At 71.7% G+C, this 22,040-nt stretch carries 20 protein-coding genes; 6 read left to right on the top strand and 14 right to left on the bottom strand.

The window, feature by feature from the left end; all coding sequences use genetic code 11:
• The first annotated feature begins 44 nt into the window (after window positions 1-44).
• Complete coding sequence (locus tag EER30_RS19145; protein ID WP_127501843.1) at window positions 45-821, top strand: MBL fold metallo-hydrolase; 777 nt, start codon at window positions 45-47, stop codon at window positions 819-821.
• Entirely contained in the window at window positions 818-1,468 is a 651-nt protein-coding gene (locus EER30_RS19140) for a DedA family protein (RefSeq protein WP_127501842.1), read from the top strand. The genes EER30_RS19145 and EER30_RS19140 overlap by 4 nt, the downstream gene beginning before the upstream one ends.
• Here the strand turns inward: EER30_RS19140 and EER30_RS19135 are convergent.
• The 3 genes from EER30_RS19135 to EER30_RS19125 all read right to left on the bottom strand — a co-directional run bounded on the left by EER30_RS19135 (window position 1,400) and on the right by EER30_RS19125 (window position 6,018).
• A complete protein-coding gene (locus EER30_RS19135; RefSeq protein WP_127501841.1) occupies window positions 1,400-4,072 on the bottom strand; it encodes an ATP-binding protein in 2,673 nt (890 codons plus the stop codon). The genes EER30_RS19140 and EER30_RS19135 overlap by 69 nt on opposite strands.
• The gene (locus EER30_RS19130) at window positions 4,069-4,947 is read right to left on the bottom strand and encodes an alpha/beta hydrolase (RefSeq protein ID WP_127501840.1); all 879 of its coding nucleotides are present in this window, start codon (window positions 4,945-4,947) and stop codon (window positions 4,069-4,071) included. Before EER30_RS19130 ends, EER30_RS19135 begins: the two co-directional genes overlap by 4 nt.
• Window positions 4,948-5,025: 78 nt before the next feature.
• Complete coding sequence (locus tag EER30_RS19125) at window positions 5,026-6,018, bottom strand: serine hydrolase (RefSeq protein WP_240670140.1); 993 nt, start codon at window positions 6,016-6,018, stop codon at window positions 5,026-5,028.
• Window positions 6,019-6,135: 117 nt separating this feature from the next.
• On the opposite strand from EER30_RS19125, the gene EER30_RS19120 reads away from it, so the two are divergent.
• Window positions 6,136-7,071: a methyl-accepting chemotaxis protein gene (locus tag EER30_RS19120; RefSeq protein WP_127501839.1), complete on the top strand. Its 936-nt coding sequence runs from the start codon at window positions 6,136-6,138 to the stop codon at window positions 7,069-7,071.
• Between the two features lie 42 nt (window positions 7,072-7,113).
• Here the strand turns inward: EER30_RS19120 and EER30_RS19115 are convergent, their stop codons facing one another.
• From EER30_RS19115 to EER30_RS19085, 7 genes are all read right to left on the bottom strand, one after another.
• Window positions 7,114-7,617 carry a DinB family protein gene (locus EER30_RS19115; protein WP_127501838.1) on the bottom strand — a complete coding sequence of 168 codons (504 nt, stop codon included), beginning with the start codon at window positions 7,615-7,617 and terminating at the stop codon, window positions 7,114-7,116.
• A 282-nt stretch (window positions 7,618-7,899) separates the two neighbouring features.
• Window positions 7,900-8,700 (bottom strand): hypothetical protein, encoded by an 801-nt coding sequence (locus EER30_RS47960; RefSeq protein WP_205650291.1) that lies wholly within the window; start codon window positions 8,698-8,700, stop codon window positions 7,900-7,902.
• A gap of 163 nt (window positions 8,701-8,863) precedes the next feature.
• Window positions 8,864-9,898 (bottom strand): S1 family peptidase, encoded by a 1,035-nt coding sequence (locus tag EER30_RS19105; RefSeq protein ID WP_240670138.1) that lies wholly within the window; start codon window positions 9,896-9,898, stop codon window positions 8,864-8,866.
• A gap of 161 nt (window positions 9,899-10,059) precedes the next feature.
• A complete protein-coding gene (locus tag EER30_RS19100) occupies window positions 10,060-11,343 on the bottom strand; it encodes an FAD/NAD(P)-binding protein (protein ID WP_127501837.1) in 1,284 nt (427 codons plus the stop codon).
• Window positions 11,343-11,840: a winged helix-turn-helix domain-containing protein gene (locus EER30_RS19095; protein WP_127501836.1), complete on the bottom strand. Its 498-nt coding sequence runs from the start codon at window positions 11,838-11,840 to the stop codon at window positions 11,343-11,345. Before EER30_RS19095 ends, EER30_RS19100 begins: the two co-directional genes overlap by 1 nt.
• A gap of 55 nt (window positions 11,841-11,895) precedes the next feature.
• Entirely contained in the window at window positions 11,896-14,082 is a 2,187-nt protein-coding gene (locus tag EER30_RS19090) for a molybdopterin-dependent oxidoreductase (RefSeq protein ID WP_127501835.1), read from the bottom strand.
• Window positions 14,083-14,273: 191 nt separating this feature from the next.
• The gene (locus tag EER30_RS19085; RefSeq protein ID WP_240670136.1) at window positions 14,274-15,908 is read right to left on the bottom strand and encodes a S8 family peptidase; all 1,635 of its coding nucleotides are present in this window, start codon (window positions 15,906-15,908) and stop codon (window positions 14,274-14,276) included.
• Between the two features lie 144 nt (window positions 15,909-16,052).
• Here EER30_RS19085 and EER30_RS19080 point away from each other — a divergent pair, with 144 nt between their 5' ends.
• Complete coding sequence (locus EER30_RS19080) at window positions 16,053-16,175, top strand: ribosomal protein bL36 (protein WP_127501833.1); 123 nt, start codon at window positions 16,053-16,055, stop codon at window positions 16,173-16,175.
• An 86-nt stretch (window positions 16,176-16,261) separates the two neighbouring features.
• Here the strand turns inward: EER30_RS19080 and EER30_RS19075 are convergent, their stop codons facing one another.
• From EER30_RS19075 to EER30_RS19065, 3 genes are read right to left on the bottom strand one after another with little or no spacing between them, the layout of a single operon-like run.
• Entirely contained in the window at window positions 16,262-16,885 is a 624-nt protein-coding gene (locus EER30_RS19075) for a response regulator (RefSeq protein WP_127501832.1), read from the bottom strand.
• The gene (locus EER30_RS19070) at window positions 16,882-18,006 is read right to left on the bottom strand and encodes a sensor histidine kinase (RefSeq protein WP_127501831.1); all 1,125 of its coding nucleotides are present in this window, start codon (window positions 18,004-18,006) and stop codon (window positions 16,882-16,884) included. Before EER30_RS19070 ends, EER30_RS19075 begins: the two co-directional genes overlap by 4 nt.
• Before the next feature lie 10 nt (window positions 18,007-18,016).
• Window positions 18,017-18,910 (bottom strand): hypothetical protein, encoded by an 894-nt coding sequence (locus EER30_RS19065; protein ID WP_127501830.1) that lies wholly within the window; start codon window positions 18,908-18,910, stop codon window positions 18,017-18,019.
• A gap of 106 nt (window positions 18,911-19,016) precedes the next feature.
• On the opposite strand from EER30_RS19065, the gene EER30_RS19060 reads away from it, so the two are divergent.
• Both EER30_RS19060 and EER30_RS19055 read left to right on the top strand, forming a co-directional pair.
• Window positions 19,017-20,351 carry a hypothetical protein gene (locus tag EER30_RS19060; RefSeq protein WP_240670134.1) on the top strand — a complete coding sequence of 445 codons (1,335 nt, stop codon included), beginning with the start codon at window positions 19,017-19,019 and terminating at the stop codon, window positions 20,349-20,351.
• 55 nt (window positions 20,352-20,406) lie between these two features.
• On the top strand, window positions 20,407-20,940 hold the full coding sequence (locus EER30_RS19055; RefSeq protein ID WP_127501829.1) for a dihydrofolate reductase family protein: 534 nt from the start codon (window positions 20,407-20,409) through the stop codon (window positions 20,938-20,940).
• Here EER30_RS19055 and EER30_RS19050 read toward each other — a convergent pair.
• A complete protein-coding gene (locus EER30_RS19050) occupies window positions 20,937-22,034 on the bottom strand; it encodes an XdhC family protein (RefSeq protein ID WP_127501828.1) in 1,098 nt (365 codons plus the stop codon). The two genes, EER30_RS19055 and EER30_RS19050, sit on opposite strands and share 4 nt — an antisense overlap.
• Window positions 22,035-22,040 lie beyond the last annotated feature (6 nt).

The following is a 22,040-nucleotide window of genomic DNA, read 5'->3' as shown; positions in this document are numbered from 1 at the left end:
TGGGGACCGGCCGAAACTCCACCGGCTTCTGTACCGTGAACGGCGTGAGTTCGACATCGGTCACCTGGTGGGGCCACAGCACCGTGTGGATCGCCGACTCCGGCACGTCACTGCTGACCGACCCGGTGCTCACCGACCGCATCGCCCACCTCAAGCGCATGGGTGGTCCCACGCCCGTGCTGCCCGGCACGCCCGACGCGATCCTGCTGTCCCACCTGCACGCCGATCACTTCCACGTCTCCTCGCTGCGCAAGATCGGCGACGGTCCGCAGCTGATCGTGCCGCGCGGCGCCAAGGCGTTCGTGGCCAAGTCGCTCGGCCCGGCCGCGGTCGCCCGCACGATCGAGCTCGCGCCCGGCGACGAGACAACCGTGGGTTCCGTACGGATCCACGCCGTGCCCGCCGCCCACGACGGCAACCGCGGCCCGTGGTCGCGCGACCGCGCCCTCGCCATCGGCTTCGTCATCGAGGGCGACGCCCGCACGTGGTTCGCCGGTGACACCGGGCTGTTCGACGAAATGAACGACCTGGCCCCGCTCGACCTGGCCCTGATCCCGGTCGGCGGCTGGGGTCCCACGCTCGGCTCCGAGTTCCACCTCGACGCGGCCGACGGCGCCGAGGCCCTGCGCCGCAGCAAGGCGAGCTGGGCCGTCCCGGTCCACTACGGCACGCTGTGGCCGATCGGCATGGGCCGGGTGCGTTCCCACATGTTCCGCGACCCGGGTTCGGAATTCGCCCGCTTCGCGCTGCAGAAGGCCCCCGATTCCCAGGTGCGCGTGCTGGCGCAGGGCGAAACGCTGACGATCGGGCGTCCCGCGTGACCGCCACCCTCGGCAGCTTGGCCGGGCTCTTCGGCATTGTGGCTTTCGGCGCCATCATCCCCATCGTCCCGACCGGCGCGGCGGTCAGCGGCGCGGCCGCGCTGGCCTTCCACGAGCATCACCCGCTGACCATCGTGCTGGTCATCGCGTTCGGCGCGGCCGGGGCGTACGTGGGTGATCTGGTCATGTACGCGATGTGCCGCCTCGGTGGCGAGAAGCTGGCCAAGCGGCTGCGCTGGCTGCGCGACGAGGAGCACCTGGCCGCGGTCAAGGAGAAGCTGTCCCGCAAACAGATCCCGGTGCTGCTGGTCTCCCGTCTCATTCCCGGCGGACGCGTTCCGGTGCTGCTGGCCGCGGCCTTTCTCGGCATGCCCTGGCGTACGTTCGTGGTCGCCAACGCCCCGGCCTGCGGGCTGTGGGCGGGCGTCTACGCGGGCATCGGCGTCGCCGGGGGCTCGATCTTTCCCGAGCCGTGGGAGGGCGTGGTCGCGGCCGTCCTGCTGATCCTGATCATCAACCAGACGGTCTCGTGGATCACGAAACGGCGTGAAGCCCGAGCTGCCGCTTCTGTCCCGGACTCACGCGGCGAGCGCCCGGGCGAGTTCTCGCCGCGACGCGATCCCCAGCTTCGCGAAGACCTTCCGTAGGTGCCACTCGACCGTACGGGGGCTCAGGAAGAGCGCTCCGGCGATCTCGGCGTTCGTGCGGCCCGCCACGGCCAGCCGCGCGATCTGACTCTCCTGCGCGGTCAAACCCTCGTTCTTTCGAGTGACCGTCTCGCCCGCCGCGGCCCGTTCGGCGAACGCCTCGGCTCCCATCAGGGCGAAACTGTCGTACGCCGTCCGTAGCTCGCGCCGCGCCTCGACCCGGCGGCTCTGTCCGCGCAGCCACTCCCCGAACAGCAACCGTGCGCGCGCCGCCGGCAGACCGAGGCCGTCGCGCTCCAGCAGGTCGATCGCCCGCCGGTAGTCGTCCTCGGTCCCGCCGATCAGGGCGTCGGCCAGGGCCTGCGTCCCCAGCGCCCACGGGGTGCCGGCGATCGTGGTGCGCTCGGCCAGCCGGTTGCGGGCCTCGGCCGCGATCTCCGGACGGCCCGCCCGCACCGCCGCCTCGACCAGTTCGCTCAGCGACCAGCCCAGCATCGAGAGATCGGGATATTCGACCGCCTGACGGGCCGCCTCGACCGCCGCGGCGTACTGACCGAGGCCGTTGTGCAGCACGGCCCTGCTGTAGAGCGCGACCCCGACCAGGCGGCCCACCCCACGCTCGCGCGCGTCCCGCTCGGTTGCCGCGACGTGGGCGAGCCCGGGCTGCTCCTGACCGCGATAGGCCGTCATGATCACGGGTGTGCCCAGGTAGGTCGCGACGCCGGTGGCCTGCCCGGCCGCCACGGCCTCCTCGGTCAGCTCGAGGGCGTCGGCGAACCGGCCCGCGAAGATGAGCGAACCGGCCCGGTAGGACAACGCGTACGGCAGGATCGCCAGCGCCCCGGTCTGACGCGCATACTGCACCGCCTGGCTCGTCAGCCGCTGCCAGTGGGCGAAGTCGTAGGTCTCCAGGGCCACCATCGCGGCCAGCCAGAGCAGCTCCAGGTCGTCGTCGGTGGTGAGCCGGTCGAGGGCCTGCCGCAGCACCGGGACGGCGGCGGCGTAACCGTCGAGGCTCCACGCGGTCAGGCCACTGAGGAACAGGCCGGGTACGTCGTCCCCGGGCGGCACGGTGCGGGCGGCCGCGGCGACCCGTCGCAGCATGCCCGGCTCGCCCAGACGTCCCGCGTGGACGGCGGCGCCCAGGGCGGCCAGGTAGGTGTCGCGGGCCGCGGTGACGTCCAGCGGCGCCAGGCGGGAAGCCGCGGTGAGCAGCGGCCGGCCGATCCCGCGACCGGGGTTGAGCATGAACGACGCCTTCGCGCGCAGCCGGGCCGCATCGGCGCGCTGCAAAGGATCGAGCGGGCCGAGCTCGGCCACGGCCAGCAGGCCGGGAACCAGGCTGGGCGAGCCCGCGTTCAGCCGGGCACGGGCGGCGGCCAGGGTGCGGGCGGCCCGCTGCTCGGGGTCGGGGGTCAGGGCGGCCGAACGCTCCAGGAAGGACGCGGCCGCCGAACGACCGCCCCGGGCCTGGGCGCGGCCGGCCGACCGCTCGAGTTCGGCGGCGACCTGCTCGTCGGGGCCGACGGCGGCGTGGGCACGATGCCAGGCCCGGCGGTCGGGATCGCGGCCGGGGTCGGTCACCTCGGCCAGCGCGGCGTGGACCTCGCGCAGGCGCACCAGCTCGGCCGAGCGCCACACGGCCGAGCGTACGAGGGGATGGCGGAAACGGACACGGGCGCCCAGCTCGATCAGGCCGTCGGACTCGGCCGGAGCCGCCGCGCCCGGACCCACGTCGAGCAGGGCCAGGGCCCGCCAAAGGAGGGGGACGTCGCCGACGGGTTCCACGGCGGCGGCCAGCAGCAGTTTGCGGGTGTCGTCGGGGAGGGCGGCTATGCGGCGCTGGAAACCGAGCTCGACCCGGCCGGCCAGCGGGGCGGTGTCGTACCCGCTGAAGCCGAAGGCCAGTTCGGCCGCGGTGAGGCCGCGCGGCAGCTCCAACAGGGCCAGCGGGTTGCCGCCGGTCTCGGCGACGATCCGATCCCGTACGCGGGCATCGACCGGACCGGGGAGAGCGGAGTCGAGGAGGGCGCGGGCGTCGGGGTCGGGCAGTCCCTCGACGAGCATTTCGGGAAGGCCGTCGAGGAGCCGGCCGCTGGTGGGGGTCCGCTCGGCCAAAAGCAGCGCCACCGACTCGGCGTGCAGGCGGCGAGCCACGAACGTGAGGATCAGGCCGGACATGCGGTCGAGCCATTGCACGTCGTCGACCACGCAGACCAGCGGCGTGTCGGTGGCCGCCTCGGCGAACAGGCCCAGGACGGCCATGCCCAGCGTCAACGGCTCGGGCGGAGCGCCGTCGCTCAGGCCGAAAGCCGTCCTCACGGCGTCGCGCTGCACGTCGGGCAGGCGGTCGAGGAAGGGGAACAGCGGGGCGCACAGGTATTGCAGGGCCGAATAGGCGATCTCGGTCTCGGGCTCAACGCCGGCGGCCCGCACCACCCGGGCGGGGGCGGCCCGCTCGATCAGGTGGTCGAGGAGGGCGGTCTTGCCCACACCGGCCTCGCCGCGCAGCACCAGGACGCGGCTGTGGCCCTCCTTGACCGCTCTCAGCAGGCTGTCGAGGGTCGCACGCTCCCGCCAGCGGCCGCGCAGTTCGAGGCTCACCGGGGTTGCTGGGTTTCCCAGAGTTCGCACTCCTCGGCGAAGGCGAGCTGACGCAGGTGCAGCGCGTGGCCCAGGATGTGGTGGTCGATGCTGTGGCCGGTCGAGCGGGCGATGCCGGCCTCGACGAACGGTGCCTGGGTGAACATCGACGCGAAGAGCTCGACGTTCGCGGGGGTGCTCTCGATGAGCGCGTCGTGCTCGGCCAGCACGCTCTGCACCGGCACGTTGATGCGGGGCGCCACGCCGGGCAGCTTCTCGGCCGGCCAGTGCGGGGCCTGAACGAGCTCACACACCGGGACGACCGGGTTGTAGGCGGCGTGGGCAGCTTTGACGGCGGTCTCGGTGCGGGTGTGTTCGGGGCCGAACATCACCAGATCACGTTGCTCGAAGGGGATCTCGACGGCCTCGGACTGTTCCTGCTCTGCTAGCGCGTGTCCGTTTCCGCCGGGCGGGATCACTGCTCCCATGCCCGTCATCGACAAACCGGACAGGCGGAAATCTCGGTCGCGCGCGGCGATCGTCATCGCGACGCAGGCGCCGATCGAGTGGCCTACGAGAAAGACCCTGTCTGTCCCGAAATGCTGGGCTGTCTGCCCGATCGCGTCAGCGAGCCAGACGGCGTGCTGCTCGAAAGAGTTCTCGTCGGGGGTGGGCACGAAACTGTCCCCGTACCCGGGCCGGTCGAAAGCGGCGACCGCATAGCCCCGGGAGACGGCAAGGTCCATGAACGAGCCGTTGCCGTAGCCGTCGATGTCGAAGTAGCGGCCGGTGTACATTCCGCCGTGCAGGGCCGCGATCAGCGGCTTACTCCCGCCCGGCGCTGGTGCCGCGACACGCGCGACGACCCGCCGGCCGTTCACCGTCACGGCAAGCATGCCCTCGCCCCCTCCCAGCACCGCTCGCGCAATGATCCCCGACGGGATAAGTGCTGCCTAGGGCCATGAGGGCAGAGCTCAGTACATCAAGTGCTGGCGGGTGAGCTTGGCGACCTTCTGCACCACGGTGATGCCGCTGGACATGGTGGCGTTGTCGTGCGAGAGGACGGCGATCGAGACGTCGGTGCCGGGGCCGGTGATGCGGCCGACCGAGTTGATGATCCAGCGATAGTTCTCGGTGGAGCGGGCCAGCCAGCCGTTCTTGACCGTGAACTTCTCGCCGGCCTGGGCGGCGGCGGGCACTCCCCAGTCCTGGCTCTGGTCGACGGTGCTCATCAGCGTGTAGGCCAGCTTGCGTGAACCGGCGTCGAGCGGGCCCTTCTGGTCGACGAGTTCCGAGAGCAGCCGCACCTGGTCGTTCACGGTCGTGCGGGTCAGGCCCCACGAGCCGCTGACCTTGGTCTCGGTCAGGCCGAGGCGCTTGTTGCAGGCGCTCAAGCCCGAGGCGCGGCCCAGCTTGCTGAACAGCGACGTGGTGGCGTCGTTGTCGCTGAGACGGATCATGCGCTTGGCCAGCGACAACTCGGTGGCGGTGAGGTCGCGCCGGGCGTCCTGGGCCTTGAGCAACAGGCAGGCGAGCACCTGCACCTTGACGACGCTGGCGGTCTCGTACTTCTCGGTGCCCCGGAAGGAGTAGCGCCGGCCGGTGTCACGGTCGAGCACGGCCACGGAGAACTCGGGGACCGTGGTGGCGTATTTCTTGAGGGCCGCGTCGAGGGCCTTGACACGTTTGGCCTGCTCTTGCGCGGCAAGCTTGGCGGGGTCGGGCGCGGTCGGCGTCGGTGTGGCGCCGCCCTCGTTTTCGCTTCTTGCCCCGGCCTCGTTTCCGCTTTTTGCCGCGCTTTCGCTGTCGCTTTTTGCCCCGCTTTCGCTGAACGTGCCGACGCGCGGCGGCGCGGCACCACCGGAGTCGTTGCGCATCATGTCCACGCCGACCAACCCCGCACCCCCGAGGACCCCCACTGTGGCGATCGCCAGGATCCAGTTTCGCGTACGTCGCACGCCTGCCATAGTGCCGTGCCGGTGCGAGCGGTGTGCGGCCCCGGGGTGAATTTAGACGTACGGCGTACATCCTGCTTACGGAGCGTGATCCCGGCCGGGCGTGACGTTCTGGCGCATGATGGGTGCATGCGCTTCCCGTTCGTGTCCCCCACGGCTCTCGTCGAGCTGACCCGTTACGCCGTGGTCCAGGTGGTCGAGACGGCAGCCACCGCGGCGACCATCCCCGTCCGTGCGCTGGGCCTGCTGGGCCAGACCGAGCTGCTGGTCAGCCGCATCACCGTGCTGGCCGACGAGGCCGAAGGCCTGATCCACCGGGTCACCGCGATCGTCGACGCCGCCGAGACGACGGTGACCGAGGCCCGCACGATCGCGACGGCGGCGTCGAGCGTGGTCGGCCAGGCGGTCGAGATCAGCGCCCGCGCCGAGACGGTGGTCGCCCAGGCCTCCGACATCAGCACCCGAGCCGGAGCAGTCGTCGCCAGCGCCGAGGACATCAGCGAGCGCGCCGGAACGGTCGTCGGGCGGGCCGAAAGCATCAGCGAGCGGGCGGGTGTCGTCGTCGGGAACGCCGAGGAGATCAGCTCGCGGGCCAGCACGGTAGTCGGGCGGGCCGAAAGCGTGAGCGAGCGCGCCGAAGGGGTCGTGCTGCGGGCTGTCGGCATCTCCGACGCGGCCGAGGGCGTGGTCGTGCGGGCCACCCAGGTCAGCGAGCGGGCCGAGTCGGTCGTCGACCGGGCCGAGGCCGCCGCGAAGGACGCCACCCGGCTGCTCGAGGCCTATTCGGAGACGCTGCTCAAGGGTGCCCCGCTGGCCCGCAAGTTCGTCGAGGAGCTGTCCCCCGAAGAGGTGACGGCGGCCATCCGGATGATCGACCAGCTCCCCGCGCTGCGAGCCCACCTGGTCGACGACGTGATGCCCCTGCTCGGCAAGCTCGACCAGGTCGGCCCCGACCTGCACAAGCTGCTCGAGGTCACCGAAGACCTGCGCCTGGCGATCGCCGGCCTGCCCGGCCTGAAAATGCTGCGCCGCCGAGGCGAGGAACGCGTCGAAGAATCCCGCTGACCGACCGCGCAGCCCGGTCTCGGCCGGCGCGACGCTCGTCCCTCACGAGCGCGAGCCGCTGCGGGCCGCGTCAAGGAGCAGGTCGAGGTGGCCGCAGTGCTGGGCCGTCTCGCGGATCATCTGGACGAGCATCCACCGCAAGCTCACCGGTGCCTTGCCGAACGAGGGCAGCGCCGCCCGCCGGTCCAGATCGTCGAACCGCGCGACGGCCACCCGGCTGCGCTCGCACGCAGCCGCGTAGAGCGCCCGCAACGCTTCGACCGAGTCGTCACGTGCGGACTCCCAGGCCCACGTCTCGTCGTCGCCCGTGCGCTCCCACGGCGCGGGATAGGCGTCGCCGAGCAACCGGCGCGTGAACCACAGGTCCTCCATGTGCGCCAGGTGCTTCACGATGCCACCGATCGTCATCTCGGTGGCCGGGAGCAGCCGTGCGGCCGCGGTCTCGTCGCCCAAGTCGTCGAGCGCGGCCAGCACCATCGCACGGTGCTGGTCGAGGAACTGTTCGAGCGTCGCGCGCTCGGGCGGATGCAAATGTGGATGATCCATCAGGTCTCGACGATAAGCCCCACCACCTCGTAGGCCGCGATGTCTTCACGAAGCCGCACCCTCGGGAGCCCGGAATCTTCACGAAGCCGCACCCTCGGGAGCCCGGACGAGGCGCAGGCCAGGCAAACCGTCCATCGTGGATCTGTGGATAACCCGGCAGTGCGGGCTCCTAGCCACCCCACCCAGCCGGGGGTAGCGCCCGCTAGCCACCCCACCCACCCGGGGAGGAGGGGGAACGCTATCGCTCGGCGCCGGTCTCCGCCGAGTTATCCACAGCCTGAATCAGGAAGCCGAAGTGCCGTCCGCGGCCGGCGTAGGCTGAGCGGGCGACGGTTCGGCGACACCGGGCTGAGCCGCCGTCGGCAAGGCCGGAGCAGCCGTGGCTGCGTCCGAAGGAACGGGCGCGGCCGGGGCAGGCGCGGCCGGGGCAGGCGCGGCCGGGGCAGCCGTCGCGGCGTCCGGGAGAACCGGCATGGGCGGGAGAACCGGCGCGGGCGGGACGGCGTAGTGCTGCGCCGCGGCCTGCTGCGCGGCGGCCTGGGCGGCAGCGGCCTGGGCGGCGTTGTGCTGGGCGGCGGTCTGAGCGGCGGCACCTGCCTGGGTGGCGAACGCCTCGTCGGCCTTGCGGAACTGGACCAGGGTGCCCTTCTCGATGACGCGGCCGTCGGCGAGCATCATGCGGTTGGCACCGCGCAACGAGACGATGTAGCCGACGAGCAACAGCAGCGGGGCCACCCCCATGAACAGGCCGGCCGAATCGCCGGGCATCGCCGAAGCCAGCACGATGCTGAGCACGCCGACGGCCACGATCCCGAGGCCGATGAACAGGCCCTTCCTGCGACGGGCCTGGCACCGCGAGCAGAACGGCCATTCCCTGGCCTCGACCGTCTTGCGGATCGCGAGGACGACGATCAGGAACGGCAGCCCCCCGGCCAGCAGCAGAAGGTAGGCCCACCCGGGAGGCGGCGAGATGAACTGGACCTTCTTGCGTTCCACGGCGGCTTCGCCGTGCCGGATGCACACCGTCGGCGTGCCCCATCCCGACGACACATAGTGCGCGGGGATTCGTACTTCGACCGACACCGCGATCCTCCAACTTCGATAAGGAAGCAATCATGATCCATACGGCGAGGGAGCGACGGCAGCCGGGGTCCGGATCGTGATCGATATGTGCCGCCGGTGAACCATATGCGCAAAAACCGGCCCCGCCGCATGCAGCGACGGGGCCGTCCAACAGAGAACCGGACTAGAAGACGCTGACCCCGTAGACGCTCAGGGCCTCGGTCACCGGCTGGAAGTACGTCGTACCGCCGCTGGTGCAGTTGCCGCTGCCGCCCGAGGTCAGACCCAGCGCGGTCGAGCCGGCGTAGAGCGAGCCGCCGCTGTCGCCGGGCTGGGCGCAGACGGTGGTGCGGATCATGCCGCCGACCGAGCCTTCGGCGTAATTCACGGTCGTGTTGAGGGCGGTGACCCGGCCGGAGCGGATGCCGGTGGTCGAGCCGCGGCGGGTGACCGTGGTGCCGACGGCGGGGGTGCCGGCGCCGGTGATGTCGACCGAGCCGACGCCGCCGGTCTTGGTGATCGTCGTGTTGGTGTAGCGGACGATGCCGTAGTCGTTGCCCGGGAAGCTGGTGCCTGAGCGGGTTCCGAGGGTGACCGAGCCGTTCGTCCACGTCGAGGCGATGTTGGTGCAGTGGCCCGCGGTCAGGAAGTAGTTGGTGCTGCCGGAACGCACGTTGAAGCCGAGCGAGCAGCGGCTGCCACCGGCGTAGATGGCGTCGCCGCCGCTGATCGTCGTGCTCAGTGTGCCGGGAATGCGTTCGATGCGGGCGCTGTCGCCGAGCTTGGCCACTGTGGCCTCGACGGACGCGAGGGTGGCGCCGGTGATCGTGCTGTCGACCTCGACGACCACCTGGTTGCTGACCGGGTCGATGCCGAACGTCGTGCCGGGCGTCTTGAGCGACGTCTTGAGGGCGTTGTCGGCCGCGGCGAGCTGGGCGCCGCTGCGGGTGACGAACCGGGCGGTGGCGCCCGAGGCCTTCACCGTACGGGCCGTGGCCGCGTCGGTGACGTTGACGACGACCTTGCCGGCCGCGTCGACGTAGGAACCGGCCGTGTTGACGCCGAACTTGGCGTCGAGCGACGTGGCCAGGGCGGACGGGGCGAACGAGGGGTCACCGGCGGAGGGGGCGGCCGACGCGGGTGAGGCGGCGAGTCCGGTGCCGACGAGCATGCAAACGGTGAGGCCGACGATCGGCCGGCGCAGCTTCCGGTTGAGCACGGGGATCCTCCCAGGGGGTGGGGGTACGCCGGATCCGACGTACCACTTGCCCTCGGAGTATTGAGATATATCGATGCATGTTCAAGAGCTGGTCATTTTTGACGAACCCCGTTCACAACCAGCCTGAGCTGGGCGAACACCCCCACATAGCGCGAATCGTATTACTCAACCGGGATGACGGACCGGGCCAGCGTGCGCGCCTGGGCACGGATCTCCGGCACGGCCGTCGTCTCCCACTTGGCCCCGCGGCGCAACGGCCCGATCAGCCAGCGGTCGGGACGCACCCGCCCATCGGCCCCGACCAAACGCCCGGACGCGTCGATGTCGAGCCCGAGCCCGTGCGGCCCGACCCGAGCCTCGCCCGACGACAACAGGCTGCCGACGAACGACCCCGCCGCCCCCGGCAGCCGCCCCGGCCCGGCGCAGTTGACGACCGCACCGAACCACTGCACGCCCGCTTCCAGCTCGACCAGCAGCCCACCGGCGGCGGGCGCGGTCATCGAGTGCACCCCGCCCGCTCGCACCTCGAACCGGCCCTCCTCGCGCATCGAGGACACCCGGGCCCCGACGGCGGGCGCCATGCGGTGCCGGTGACATTCCCACGGCCGGGCCAGGTGCCGCAGGAACGACTCCTGCTCGTCGGGCGTGAAGGCGGTCCACATCTGGTCGAGGTAGGGCCGCAGCCCGTCGACCACGGCCCGCCAGTCCCCGGCCCGGGCCGCCTCGGCGCGCACCGCCCGCACGATGTCGCGCAGGGTCGTGCAGTCGTCGAGTGCCAGCCCGATCGGCGGCGCGGCGACCGGCGTGTGCGTCAGCGGCAACTGCCCGCGCCGGCTGACCGCGGTGATCGGCGCGTCCCGTTCGCGTTCGGCGGTGAGCGTCATCGCCACGTCGATCGCGGTGAGCCCGGCCCCGATCAGCAGCACCGGCACGTCGGACGGGATCGCCTCGAGCGCCCCCTTGGCCCACGGGTCGGGAACGTAGTCGGGGTGGTCGGGCACGGCCGCGGGCTGGGCCGGAGCCGGGTTGCCGGTCGCGACCACGACGTCGTCGGCGCGCACCGAGCGCCCGTCGGCCAGCAGCACCCCGTCGGGCGAGAGCCCGGCCGCCTGCGAGCGCCGCACGGTCAGCCGGTCGCCGTGCTCGTCGGCGACCGAGGCGAAGACCGAGCGCAGATATTGCCCGTACTCCGCGCGGGGCCGGAAGTCGTCGGAGGAGCAGCCGGCCCAGCGGGCGAAGTGACCGGGGTCGTCGGGGTCGGCGCTCATCGCGCCGGCTCGGCTGTTGAGCAGGTGCCACGGCCGGGCCGAGCCGTAGGCCAGGCCGCCGCCGGGCTCGTCGGGCTCGATCAGCACCACCCGGTCGCCGGTGCCGCGCAAAAGCTCGCGCGTGGCGAGCACGCCGGCACAGCCCCCACCGACGACCGCGACCGTCCGGTCAGCCATTACCGCTCGACCACGGTGACGCATGCTTCATCAGCGAGACGATAACCCAGCCCGTAGACCGTGGTGACGACCTCGGGGTCGGCCAGCTTGGTCCGCAGGCGGCTGACGTGCACGTCCACGGTGCGGTTGGTCGCATGTGTGTGTCCCCACACCTGGGCCAGGAGCTGGCTGCGGCTGAAGACCTGACGCGGGTGCCGGGCCAGGAAGAGCAGCAGGTCGTACTCGAGACGGCTCAGGTCGAGCACCTCTCCCTCGCGGACCGCGGTGCGCGCGCCGGGATCGAGCCTCAGGCCGCTGCCGTCGTCGGGCTCCTCGATCGAGACCGACTGGCCGGCCGCGTCGACCAGGTCGCGCAGTGCCGCGTACACACGTTCGCGACCGGCGGCACCGCCCGCGATGCCGATCGTCACGGTGACCGGGGGCTCAACCTCAAGATCGGGAACGGGGCGGAGACGAGCGCGGCGAAGAGGCTGGTGGATGACGGCGAGCGCGGACATGGGGTTCTCCCTCCGGTGGCGGCCAGAACACCATATCTCCTATCTGCTAGATAGGTTAAGACCCGACCGGCGGGTCGTATGCCACAACCGGTGGCGGCGCCCCCTCGAAACGTGAGATCTCCACCCAGGTCACCTGCCCTGTGCACCCCTGTGCGAGCCGCGACGTGCCGACATCGGCGGTCACCGCGTTCGGGTTGCCGTGCACGCAGGTGGCCACCTCGGGCGCCGACGAATCCCACCAAGCGCCGGTCGAGAGCTGCGCCACCCCGGGCGCGCAGTCCTCGCTGAGCACCGCCCCCGCCAGCACACTCCCCACGTCGTTGCGAACCAGCACGACGTCACCGTCCGCGATCCCCCGCGCCGCCGCGTCGCCCGGGTTCAGCCGCACCGGCTCGCGCCCCGACCGCTTCCCGGCCTGCGAGAACGCGCCCATGTCGAGCTGGGAGTGCAGGCGCGAGCGAGGCTGATTACAGATCAACACCAGGGGGTACGCCTTCTCGCCTGGAGCAAAAAAGTCGGGATAACCCGGACAGTCGGCGTAACCGAAGCCGGCCACGGTCGACGAATAGAGCTCGATCCGCCCACTCGGGGTGTCGAGCGCTTGGCCGTCCCGGAAGTCCGCGAACAGCACCGCGTCGTCGCGCCGCCCCGGCGCCTCCATCTCGCCGTCGGCCCAGAACTCGTCGAACGGCTTCTTGGGCGCGGCTCGCCACCGGTCGTAGAGGTGCCGCAGCCACTCGTCGCTCGTCCGCCCCTGCGTGAACGCCCGCTCGTAGCCGAGCCGCTGAGCGAGCGCGCCGAAGATGTCGTATTCGTCGCGTGCTTCCCCGTACGGCTCGAACGCCTTCTGCATTGCCACGAGGTGCGTGTCGCCGTGGCTGATGCCCAGGTCGTCGCGTTCGAGGGTGGTGGTCACCGGCAGCACGATGTCGGCGTGGCGCGCCGTGGCCGTCCAGAACGGCTCGTGCACGATCACCGTCGACGGCCGCTGGAATGCCCGCCGCAGCCGGTTCAGGTCCTGGTGGTGGTGGAACGGGTTGCCGCCGGCCCAGTAGACGAGCTTGACGTCGGGATAGGTGTGCCGGCCGCCGTCGTAGTCGAACTCCTCCCCCGGCGAAAGCAGCAGGTCAGCGATCTTGGCGACCGGGATGAAGTCGTTCACCGGGTTCAGGACCTGAGGGAACGTCGGCAGCCCGTACGGCAGCCGCCCGCCTCCGGTGTTGCCGGTCGACCCGTACCCGTGCCCGAACCCGCCACCCGGCAACCCGATCTGCCCGAGCACGGCGGCCAGCGCGATGCCCGCCCACAGCGGCTGCTCGCCGTGCGGCGCCCGCTGCAGCGACCAGCTCACCGCCACGAACGTGCGCCCGGCCGCCATCTCCCGCGCCAGCGCGACGATCCGCTCGGCCGGGATGCCGCAGATCTCCGCCGCCCAAGCCGGGGTCCGCGAACGCACCGAGTCGACGAAGCGGTCGCCGCCCACCGTGTAGCGGTCGAGAAAGTCCAGGTCGGCCCGGCCGTCGGCGATCAACTGGTGGGCCAGCGCGAACATCAGCGCCACGTCGGTGCCCGGCCGGATCGGCAGCCACTCCCCGCGCCCGGCCGGCAGGTCGTCACGCAGCGGTGAGACCGACACGACCCGGGCCTTCGCCGCCGCCAGCTGCGAGCGCACGGTGTGGGTGGCGCGTCCGCCCGGGGTGACGTCGGTGGTGCTCAGCCGCAGCCCGCCGAAGGCGACGATCAGGTCGGTCTGCTCGGCGATCACCGGCCAGTCGGTGCTCTGCCAGAGCACGCCGTACGTCCCCCGCTTGCCGACGATGTGCGGCAGCACCACTTCGGAGGCGCCGAGGCTGTAGGTGTTGCGCGACCGGGTGTAGCCCCCGCCGAGCGCGAGGAACCGATGCAGCTGCGACTGGGCGTGGTGGAACCGTCCGGCGCTGGCCCACCCGTACGAGCCGCCGAAGATCGCGTTGTCGCCGTGCTGCTCGCGGGTTTCGCGCAACGCTTCGGCGACCAGGTCGAGCGCGTCGTCCCAGGCGATTTCCTCGTACGAGTCGTAGCCGCGCCCGGCCGAGCGACGGCGGATCGAGGGCCGGGCGACGCGGGCCCGGTGCCGCTGGGCGAGGATGTTGCCCAGCAGCGGCGAGGGGTCGGGATCACCCGGTCGCGGGCTGACCAGACCGTCCCGCGATACGCGAAACGCGCCCCAGTGCGAGCTGCTGGACGACTCTCCGACGGACATCGTCCGAGGATAAACAGGGTGCCGAGCATCTCCTCCATGTTGGTGTACGTCAGCTCTCGCGAACGCCGGGGGCCGAGGCCCTGCTGCGCCGGTTGCCACCGAACTGGGCGCCGACGTGGCCGACGGACTGCCGGTGGTCGAAGCCGACCTGCCGGAGTCCGCCGCCATCGCCGAGAAGTACGCCGCTACCGTCAGAACGTCTGGATCGTGAAGGTGCGGCTCACCTTCGAGCCCCAGCGGTCGGTGAAGACCGCGACGAAGGTCGAGGTGCCCGCGGTCGTCGGGTCGCCCGCGATCACCCCGCCCGCCTGCAGCGTCACCCCGGCGGGCAGCGCGCCCGAGAACAGCGTCCAGGAGCCGGGCCGGTTGGCCGTCAGAGCCGTCTCGTAGTAGCCGCCGACCGTGGCCGACGGCAGCGCCGGGCCGGTCACGATCGCCGGGGCGGTCTTGGCCACGGTCACCTTGACGGTGCGGGTCGCGAGCCACGGCACGTAGTCGACGAAGCGGACGGTGACGGTGGCCGTGCCCGGCCCGGTCGGCGTACCGGTGATCTTGCCGCTCCGCCACAGCGTCACACCCTGCGGCAGACGCCCGGCCGCGATGCTCCAGGTGCCACGGCGCCCGGCGGTCAGAGCCAGCGAGCCCGAGTACGCCTTCCCGGCGGTGAACGCCAGCGCGGCGGTCTTGATCACCGGCTTGGCCGGCAGCGGGGGCACGAACAGGAGCCGGTTCGCCGACCCCTTGAGGTCCTTCACCCGGCCGGTCGTGGCCAGGCGCACCAGGTAGTTGCGCACCTGGGCCGGGTTCATCGACGGCGAGCCGTCCAGCGCGAGAGCGGCCGCGCCGGCCACGTGCGGCGAGGCCATCGACGTGCCGCTGGCGACCGCGGTCGTGTAGTTGGAGCCGATGAAGTCCGAGCGGATGTTCACGCCGGGCGCGAACAGGTCGAGCACCGCTCCGTAGTTCGAGAACGGGGCACGACGGTCGGCCGCGTCGGTCGCGCCCACGGTGATCGCCGCGGCCAGGCCGGCCGGGCTCATCCGGCCCGCGCTGACGTTCTCGTTGCCGGCCGCCACCACGTACGTGACCCCGGAGTTGATCGAGCGCTGGACGGCCGCGTTGAGCGAGGCGCTGTACGAGCCGCCCATGCTCATGTTGGCCACGGCCGGCTTGACCGCGTGCGTGGTCACCCAGTTGACGCCGCTGATCACCTGGGACAGCGTGCCCGCGCCCTTGCAGTTGAGCACCCGTACGGCGACCAGCTTCACCTTCTTGGCCACGCCGTACTTCGTGCCGCCGATGGTGCCGGCCACGTGGGTGCCGTGCCCGTTGCAGTCGTTGGCGTTGGTCGTGCCCGAGATCGCGTCGTAGCCGTATCGGGCCCGCCCACCGAAGTCGGCGTGCGAGATGCGGATGCCGGTGTCCAGCACGTACGCGGTCACGGTGTTGGCGTCGTCGGTCGGCGTGTACGACTTGGAGCCCTTGGTCACGCGCTGGTCGATGCGGTCGAGACCCCAGGCCGGGTTCTTCTGCGTGCCCTGGATCGTCAGCACCCGGTCCTGCTCGACGAGGCGTACGCCCGGGTCGGCCGCCAGCCGCCGCGCCTGCTTCGCGCTCAGGTCGGCAACGTAGCTCGAGCCGCCCGCCGCCGACATCGCCCCGAAGCCGCCGGCCGGGTTGTTCAGCGTCACGATGTAGCGGCCGGGGATCGCCCCCGGCGCGTCGGTACCGGCGACGGTGCCCTCGGGAACGGCGGCATAGGCGGGGACGGCCGTGCCGGAGAGCACGACGGAAGCGGCGACGGCCGCGACGGCAAAGGAGCGCATACGCATGGTCTGGTGATCGTTCGCGATCCGGCCGACATGAGCGAAGATCGGAATGGCAACGCGGAAATACCAGCCCTGCTCCCCGCGTTACACCCCTCGCGACCGGCGGAAACGACGCCGGTGGGACAGGGAAGGTAGCGCGCCATGAAGGTTCGAAACTCGCTGCGGTCGCTGAAGAGCAAGCCCGGAAGCGTGGTCACCCGTCGTCGTGGACGGCAGGTTGTGATCAACAAGAAGAACCCGCGCTGGAACGGCCGCCAGGGCTGACAAGACCCGATCGCGCGACGCCGGGGGGCGAAGCGCGATAACGTGGAAAGCAAGCCGGAGACCCGCCGCCACGGGGCTCCGGCTTTCTACGTATGAGCCAGCAGTGCCAGCCGTACGCGGTTGGGGCTGTTGGTCTTGGTCATCAGCGCGGTGATGTGCGTCTTGACCGTCGTCACGCCGATGTGCAGCCGCTCGGCGATCTCGCCGTTGGAGAGCCCCTCCCCGACCAGATCGAGCACGTCCTGCTCGCGTGCGGTCAGCCCCTCGACCGGGCGCCGCCGCTGAACCCCCGCGCTCGTCGCCCGCCGTACGAGCCTCTGCAGCACCTCCTGGCTGAACGGGCTCTCGCCGGCCGCCGCGCGCCGGATTCCGTCGAGCAGTTCACCGGGCGGCGCGTCCTTGAGCAGGAACCCGCACGCTCCCGCGGTCAGCGCCGGATAGAGATGTTCGTCGTCCCCGAACGTCGTGAGCACCAGCACCCGCGTGGCGGGCCGCTCGGCGAGCACCCGGCTGGTCGCGCTGATCCCGTCGACCCCGGGCATCCGCAGGTCCATGACGATCACGTCGGGCGCCAGCCGCGCCGCGAGGCTGATCGCGTCACGCCCGTTGCCCGCCTCGCCGACCACCTCGAGATCGGGCTCGGCGTCGCACAGCATCTTCAGCCCGGCCCGGATCAGCGCCTGATCATCGACGAGCAGCACCCGGATCACGGCGCGACCCCGGTGGGCAGCACCGTGCTGACCCGCCAGCCCGGGCCGTCCCGGCCGGCCGTCAACTCGCCGCCGAGCACCTCGACGCGTTCGCGCATGCCGGTCAGCCCATGCCCGCCGCCCGGGGTGGCCGGGACGGGTGCGGCCCCGCCGTCGTCGGTGACCTCCCAGATCACGGTGTCCTCCTCGACGGCCACGCGCAGCCTGGCGCGGGCGGTCGGTCCGGCGTGCTTGGCCACATTCGTCAGCGCCTCCTGAGTCAGCCGCAGCACGGCCATCCCCCGTACGGAATCGATCGTGCCCACGGCGTCGTCGATGTCGGCCTCGACCGTCAGCCCGGTGCCGCGGGCCGTGTCGACGGCGACGCCCAGCGCGGCGGGCAGCGAACCCGGGTCGATCGCGGTCAGCGCCGCCGCCGTGGGGGTCGCGCCCTCGTCGCGCAGCACGGCGACGAGCCGGCGCAGGTCGGCCAGGGCCGCGGTGCCGGTGCGATGCACGTCGTCGAGCACGTCGCCGACCCTCGGATCAGGGTCGGGCAGCACGTGCCGGGCCACGCCGACGCGCAGCACCATCGAGGCGACGTGGTGGGCGACGACGTCGTGCAGTTCGCGCGCGATCGCGGCCCGCTCGTCGGCCCGCACCGCGCGCCGTTCCGAGGCGGCCCGCTGTTCGGCCTGCTCAGCCAGCTCGCGCGAGGTGCGCAGGACCAGGCCGATCAGCAACGGCAGGCCGATCGGCAGGATCAGGTCGAGCACGTCGAGGGTGAAGCTCAGGTGGACGGCGGTCAGCAGCGCCGCGCCGGCCAGATAGACCCACGGGCGGGCGGCCCGCACAACCAGCTCGCCCAGCACCCAGCTGCTGCCGACCACGTTGATCAGCGGGTCGTCGACCACGACGAGCGCGACGACGAGCAGGCCCGTCTGGGTGAGCAGGTTGACGACCGGCCGCTGGGACAGGACCACGACGGTCACGAACCCGACGAGCGCCAGCACCCACTGCATCGTGGACACCGCGCGGTCCTCGCGGGCCGCGAAGATCAGGTAGGTCAGCCCGCTCGCGTCGAGCAGCAGCAACCGGACCCAGGTGTCCCGCTTGTCGAAGAGGCGCGCGGCCCAGCCCATGGCGGTCAGCCTATTTCACCGCGGCCCGGATGCTCAGCGCCGAGCCGAGAACCAGCACCGCCAGCGCACCCAGGGTCACGGCGTCGGGGCGCAGCAGCGGCTGCCCGCGCAACGCCTGCCAGGTCAACAGCACGGTCAGACCCACGTACGCGATGGCGCCGATCACCAGCAGCCGGGTCTTCTGCTCCGTGCGCAGGCGGGTGCGACGGGTCAGCAGCAGCGCCAGCAACGGCATGGCCTGCAGGCCGTGCATGCCGACGAAATGGCCGATGCGCAGGTCACCGCCGGTGGTGCTCCAGCCCGTGATCGGCAGCCCCGGCCCGCCGTCGGCCACCCCGACCGCGTGCGCGCCCGCGATCCCGACGATGCCCGGGTCCTGCATCGGCAGCGTCATCGGCACGGCGGCGAGAAAGCCCACGGCCGAGAGCAGAAGACCGAGGCGGATCGCGTACGCCGCGACGCGATCGGGGATCCGCTGCCGCAACGCGACCACGGCGATGATCAGGTGCGCGACGAACATCGCCATGATGGACATTGCCATGACCGCGAACAGCGCCGTGTCCAGCGGGGTCTCGGCGTTGAAGTGACTCCGTCGTCCCCGGACGACCTGCCCGACGATGATGATGATCTCGACGAAGGCGAGCGTGACGAACGCCGTGGCCGCCCGCTCGGCGAACCGGCTTCGCCTCGGCAGCACCGACAGCATCCAGGCGATCGTGACGGAGTAGACCGCGAGCGAGACCGCGAACTTGAACGGCTTGAGCCAGATGGCCGCCCCGACCAGTTCCCGGTCGTCGACGAAGACCCCGACGACGGCGACGAGGGCGAGCACGGACATCGCGGCGGCGAGCACCAGCAGCGGCCGGTGCCATCTCTGTGTGGGGAGCGCGACAGCGGTAGTCATAACCCCACCGTGGCCGGGATCGGACGGGCAATCGTCCACCCACAAGTCCAGCTCGCGGCCGGTGGTCGGAGGCGCTCTCCTACCTCGGGAGGAGATACTGGCCCCCGTGATCGACTTTCCTGTCGCCGAGTCCGGCCGTCGCAGCAGCGCCGATTTCGGCCGCCATGTCGTGGCGGACGCCCTGCGCGCCGCCGATCCCGCCGCCGCCAACGCCGCCCTGGCCGAGACCAACTGGCACAGCGGCTATCTGCGGCACTTCCGCGCGCTGGTCTCGTCCGGCCTCGACGACGGATACGCGATCGCGGAAGCCGGGCTGGCCTCGGTGCACAACCGGATGCCGGTCCCGCTCGACCCGCCCGATCAGCCCTTCGAGACGTTCACCGTCGACGGCAACGGTTCCCCGGTCAAAGAGGTCGAGCTTCCGTACGGTGGTGAACTGCTACGCGGCACGGCGCTGCTCCATCGCCTCGACGCGTGGGTGGCCGCCGGGGTGATCGAGCAGTCGTGCGCCGACGCGGTCCGTGAGGTCATGGACAATCCGGACTGGCTCGACCTTTCCGACCAGCGGCTGGTCGTGCTCGGGGCGGCCGCCGAGATGGGCCCGCTGGCCGCCGTGCTGTCGTGGGGTGGCACGGTCGCCGCGATCGACCTGCCAGCCGCGTGGGAGCGGGTCGCCGTCCCCGAAGCGGGCCGCCTCGTCGCCCCCGTCGGGCCCGGCCGGCAGCCCGGCGCCGACCTGCTCACCGAGCTCGGGGCGGTCGCGCAGTGGATCGAAGGGCTCGACGGCCGGCTGATCCTCGGGAACTACGTCTACGCGCCGGGGGCGGCGTACGCCCGCCTCTCGGTCGCCGTCGACGCCCTCGCCGTGCACCTGGGGAGAAGTCGCGAGGATGTGGCACTGTCCGTCCTGGCCACCCCGACCGACGTCTACGCGGTGCCGCCCGAGGCGGTGGCCCAGTCGAAATCGCGTTTCGAGGCCCGCTCGCGGCTCGCCCGCGTCACCGAGTCGCTCTCGGGCGGGCGCCTGCTGCGGCCCAACTACAACGGCGACGCGCTCAACGACAGCCTGGTGCCGCAGCAGGGCCCGAACTACGCGCTGGCCAAGCGCATCCAGCGCTGGCGGGCCTCGGTCGCCCGGCGCGACGGTGTGGTCAGCTTCGCGGTCGCGCCGCCGGCCCGCACCCGCTCGGTCACCGGCAACCGGCTGCTGGCCGCCGCCTACGCGGGCGCGCACGTGTTCGACGTCGAGATCTTCGAGCCGGTCACCGCGAACCGCCTGATGGCGCTGCTGCTCGTCCACCAGATCCGCAAACCGCGCCCGGCCGCCCCGCTGGCCTGGCAGGACGAGACGATCTGCGCCGCGCACGGCGGCCTGTGGCGCACGGCCTATCACCCGCGAACGGCGCTCGGGCTGGCCGCCGTACGGGGGCTGATGGGGTAACGCGCGCTGCCCGGTCGGCCTCATTGATCGGGTGCGCACCGGGTAAGTGCTGGTCATGCGCAGACTAGTGGTGACCGAGAACATCACCGTGGACGGCATCATCTCGCCGATGGATGACTGGTTCGACCCGGCCGACGACGACGAGGAGTTGGCCGCGGTCAACGCCCGCAACGGCGCCGAGGCCGACGCGCTGGTGCTCGGACGGGTGACCTACGAGGAATTCGCCGGTTACTGGCCCCACCAGACCGGCGACATCACCGACTATCTCAACCGGGTGCAGAAGTACGTGGTGTCGGCAAGCCTCGACAAGGCCGAGTGGGAGAACACGACGATCCTGCGCGGGCCGCTGGCCGACGACATCAGCGCGCTCAAGGCCGCCGACGGCAAGGACATCGTGGTCACCGGGAGCACCACCCTCGTACGCTCGCTGATCCCGACCGGACTCGTCGACCTCTACCGGCTCTTCGTCTATCCGGTCGTGCAGGGCCACGGCATCCGGCTCTTCGACGAGGTGTCGCTGCCGCTCGAACGCATCGAGACGAAGGCATTCCGGTCGGGCGTCGTGCTCTTCGAATATGCCCGCGCCTAGTCGGAGTGGATCGGGCCCTCGGTGGCGGTCAGCCGCACGCCGGTGCCGCCCCAGCGCAGGGCCACGATCTCGGCGGCGATGCTGACCGCGGTCTCCTCGGGGGTGCGCGCGCCCAGGTCGAGCCCGACCGGGGACGCCAGGCGGGCCAGCTCGCCGTCGGTCAGGCCGGCCTCGAGCAGGCGCTTGTTGCGGTCGTCGTGGGTGCGGCGCGAACCCATCGCACCGACGTAGGCGACCGGCAGGCGCAGCGCGACCTCGAGCACGGGGACGTCGAACTTCGGGTCGTGGGTGAGGACGCACAGGACCGTACGCTCGTCGACGCGGCCCGCCTCGACCTCGGCGCTCAGATAGCGGTGCGGCCAGTCGACCACGACCTCGTCGGCGCTCGGGAAGCGACGCGCGGTGGCGAAGACAGGCCGGGCGTCACAGACGGTCACATGATAGCCGAGGAACGAGCCGATCCGCGCGGTTGCGGCGGCGTGGTCGGTAGCACCGAAGACGAGCATGCGCGCGGGCGGCGCGAACGAGGCGACCAGCACCGGGAGGCCCTCGCCGCGGCGCTCGCCCTGCGGACCGTACTGGAGAACGCCTGTGCGGCCGGCCGCGAGCAGACCACGGCCGTCGTCGGTGACGGCGTCGTCGATGCGCTCGCTGCCCAGCGTGCCGTCGCGGGTCTCGGGCGTGACCAGCAGATGGCGGGCGTCGTCGACCCGGGTGAGCAGCGCGACCGGCCGCGCCTCGACGATCGCCCGGGCCAGCTCGCCGAGCTGCGGGAACGACTCGCGGTCGACCCGCTCGATCAGCAGCTCGATGGTTCCGCCGCAGGTCAGGCCGACCTCGAACGCGTCGTCGTCGCTGACGCCGAACCGGGCCGTGCGCGCCGTGCCGGTCTCGATGACCTCGCGGCACAACTCGTAGACGGCGCCCTCGACGCAGCCCCCCGACACGCTGCCGACCACCTCACCGGCGGGGCCGACCACCATCGCGGCGCCCGGCTGGCGCGGCGCGCTCGACCACGTGGCCGTCACCGTGGCCAGCCCGACCGGCACGCCGGCTTCCCACCACTTCACCAGGCTCTCGAGCACATCACGCATGCGGGG

Source organism: Actinoplanes solisilvae, assembly GCF_003999975.1.
Classification (GTDB): domain Bacteria; phylum Actinomycetota; class Actinomycetes; order Mycobacteriales; family Micromonosporaceae; genus Actinoplanes; species Actinoplanes solisilvae.
This window is presented reverse-complemented; position numbering and strand designations above follow the sequence as displayed.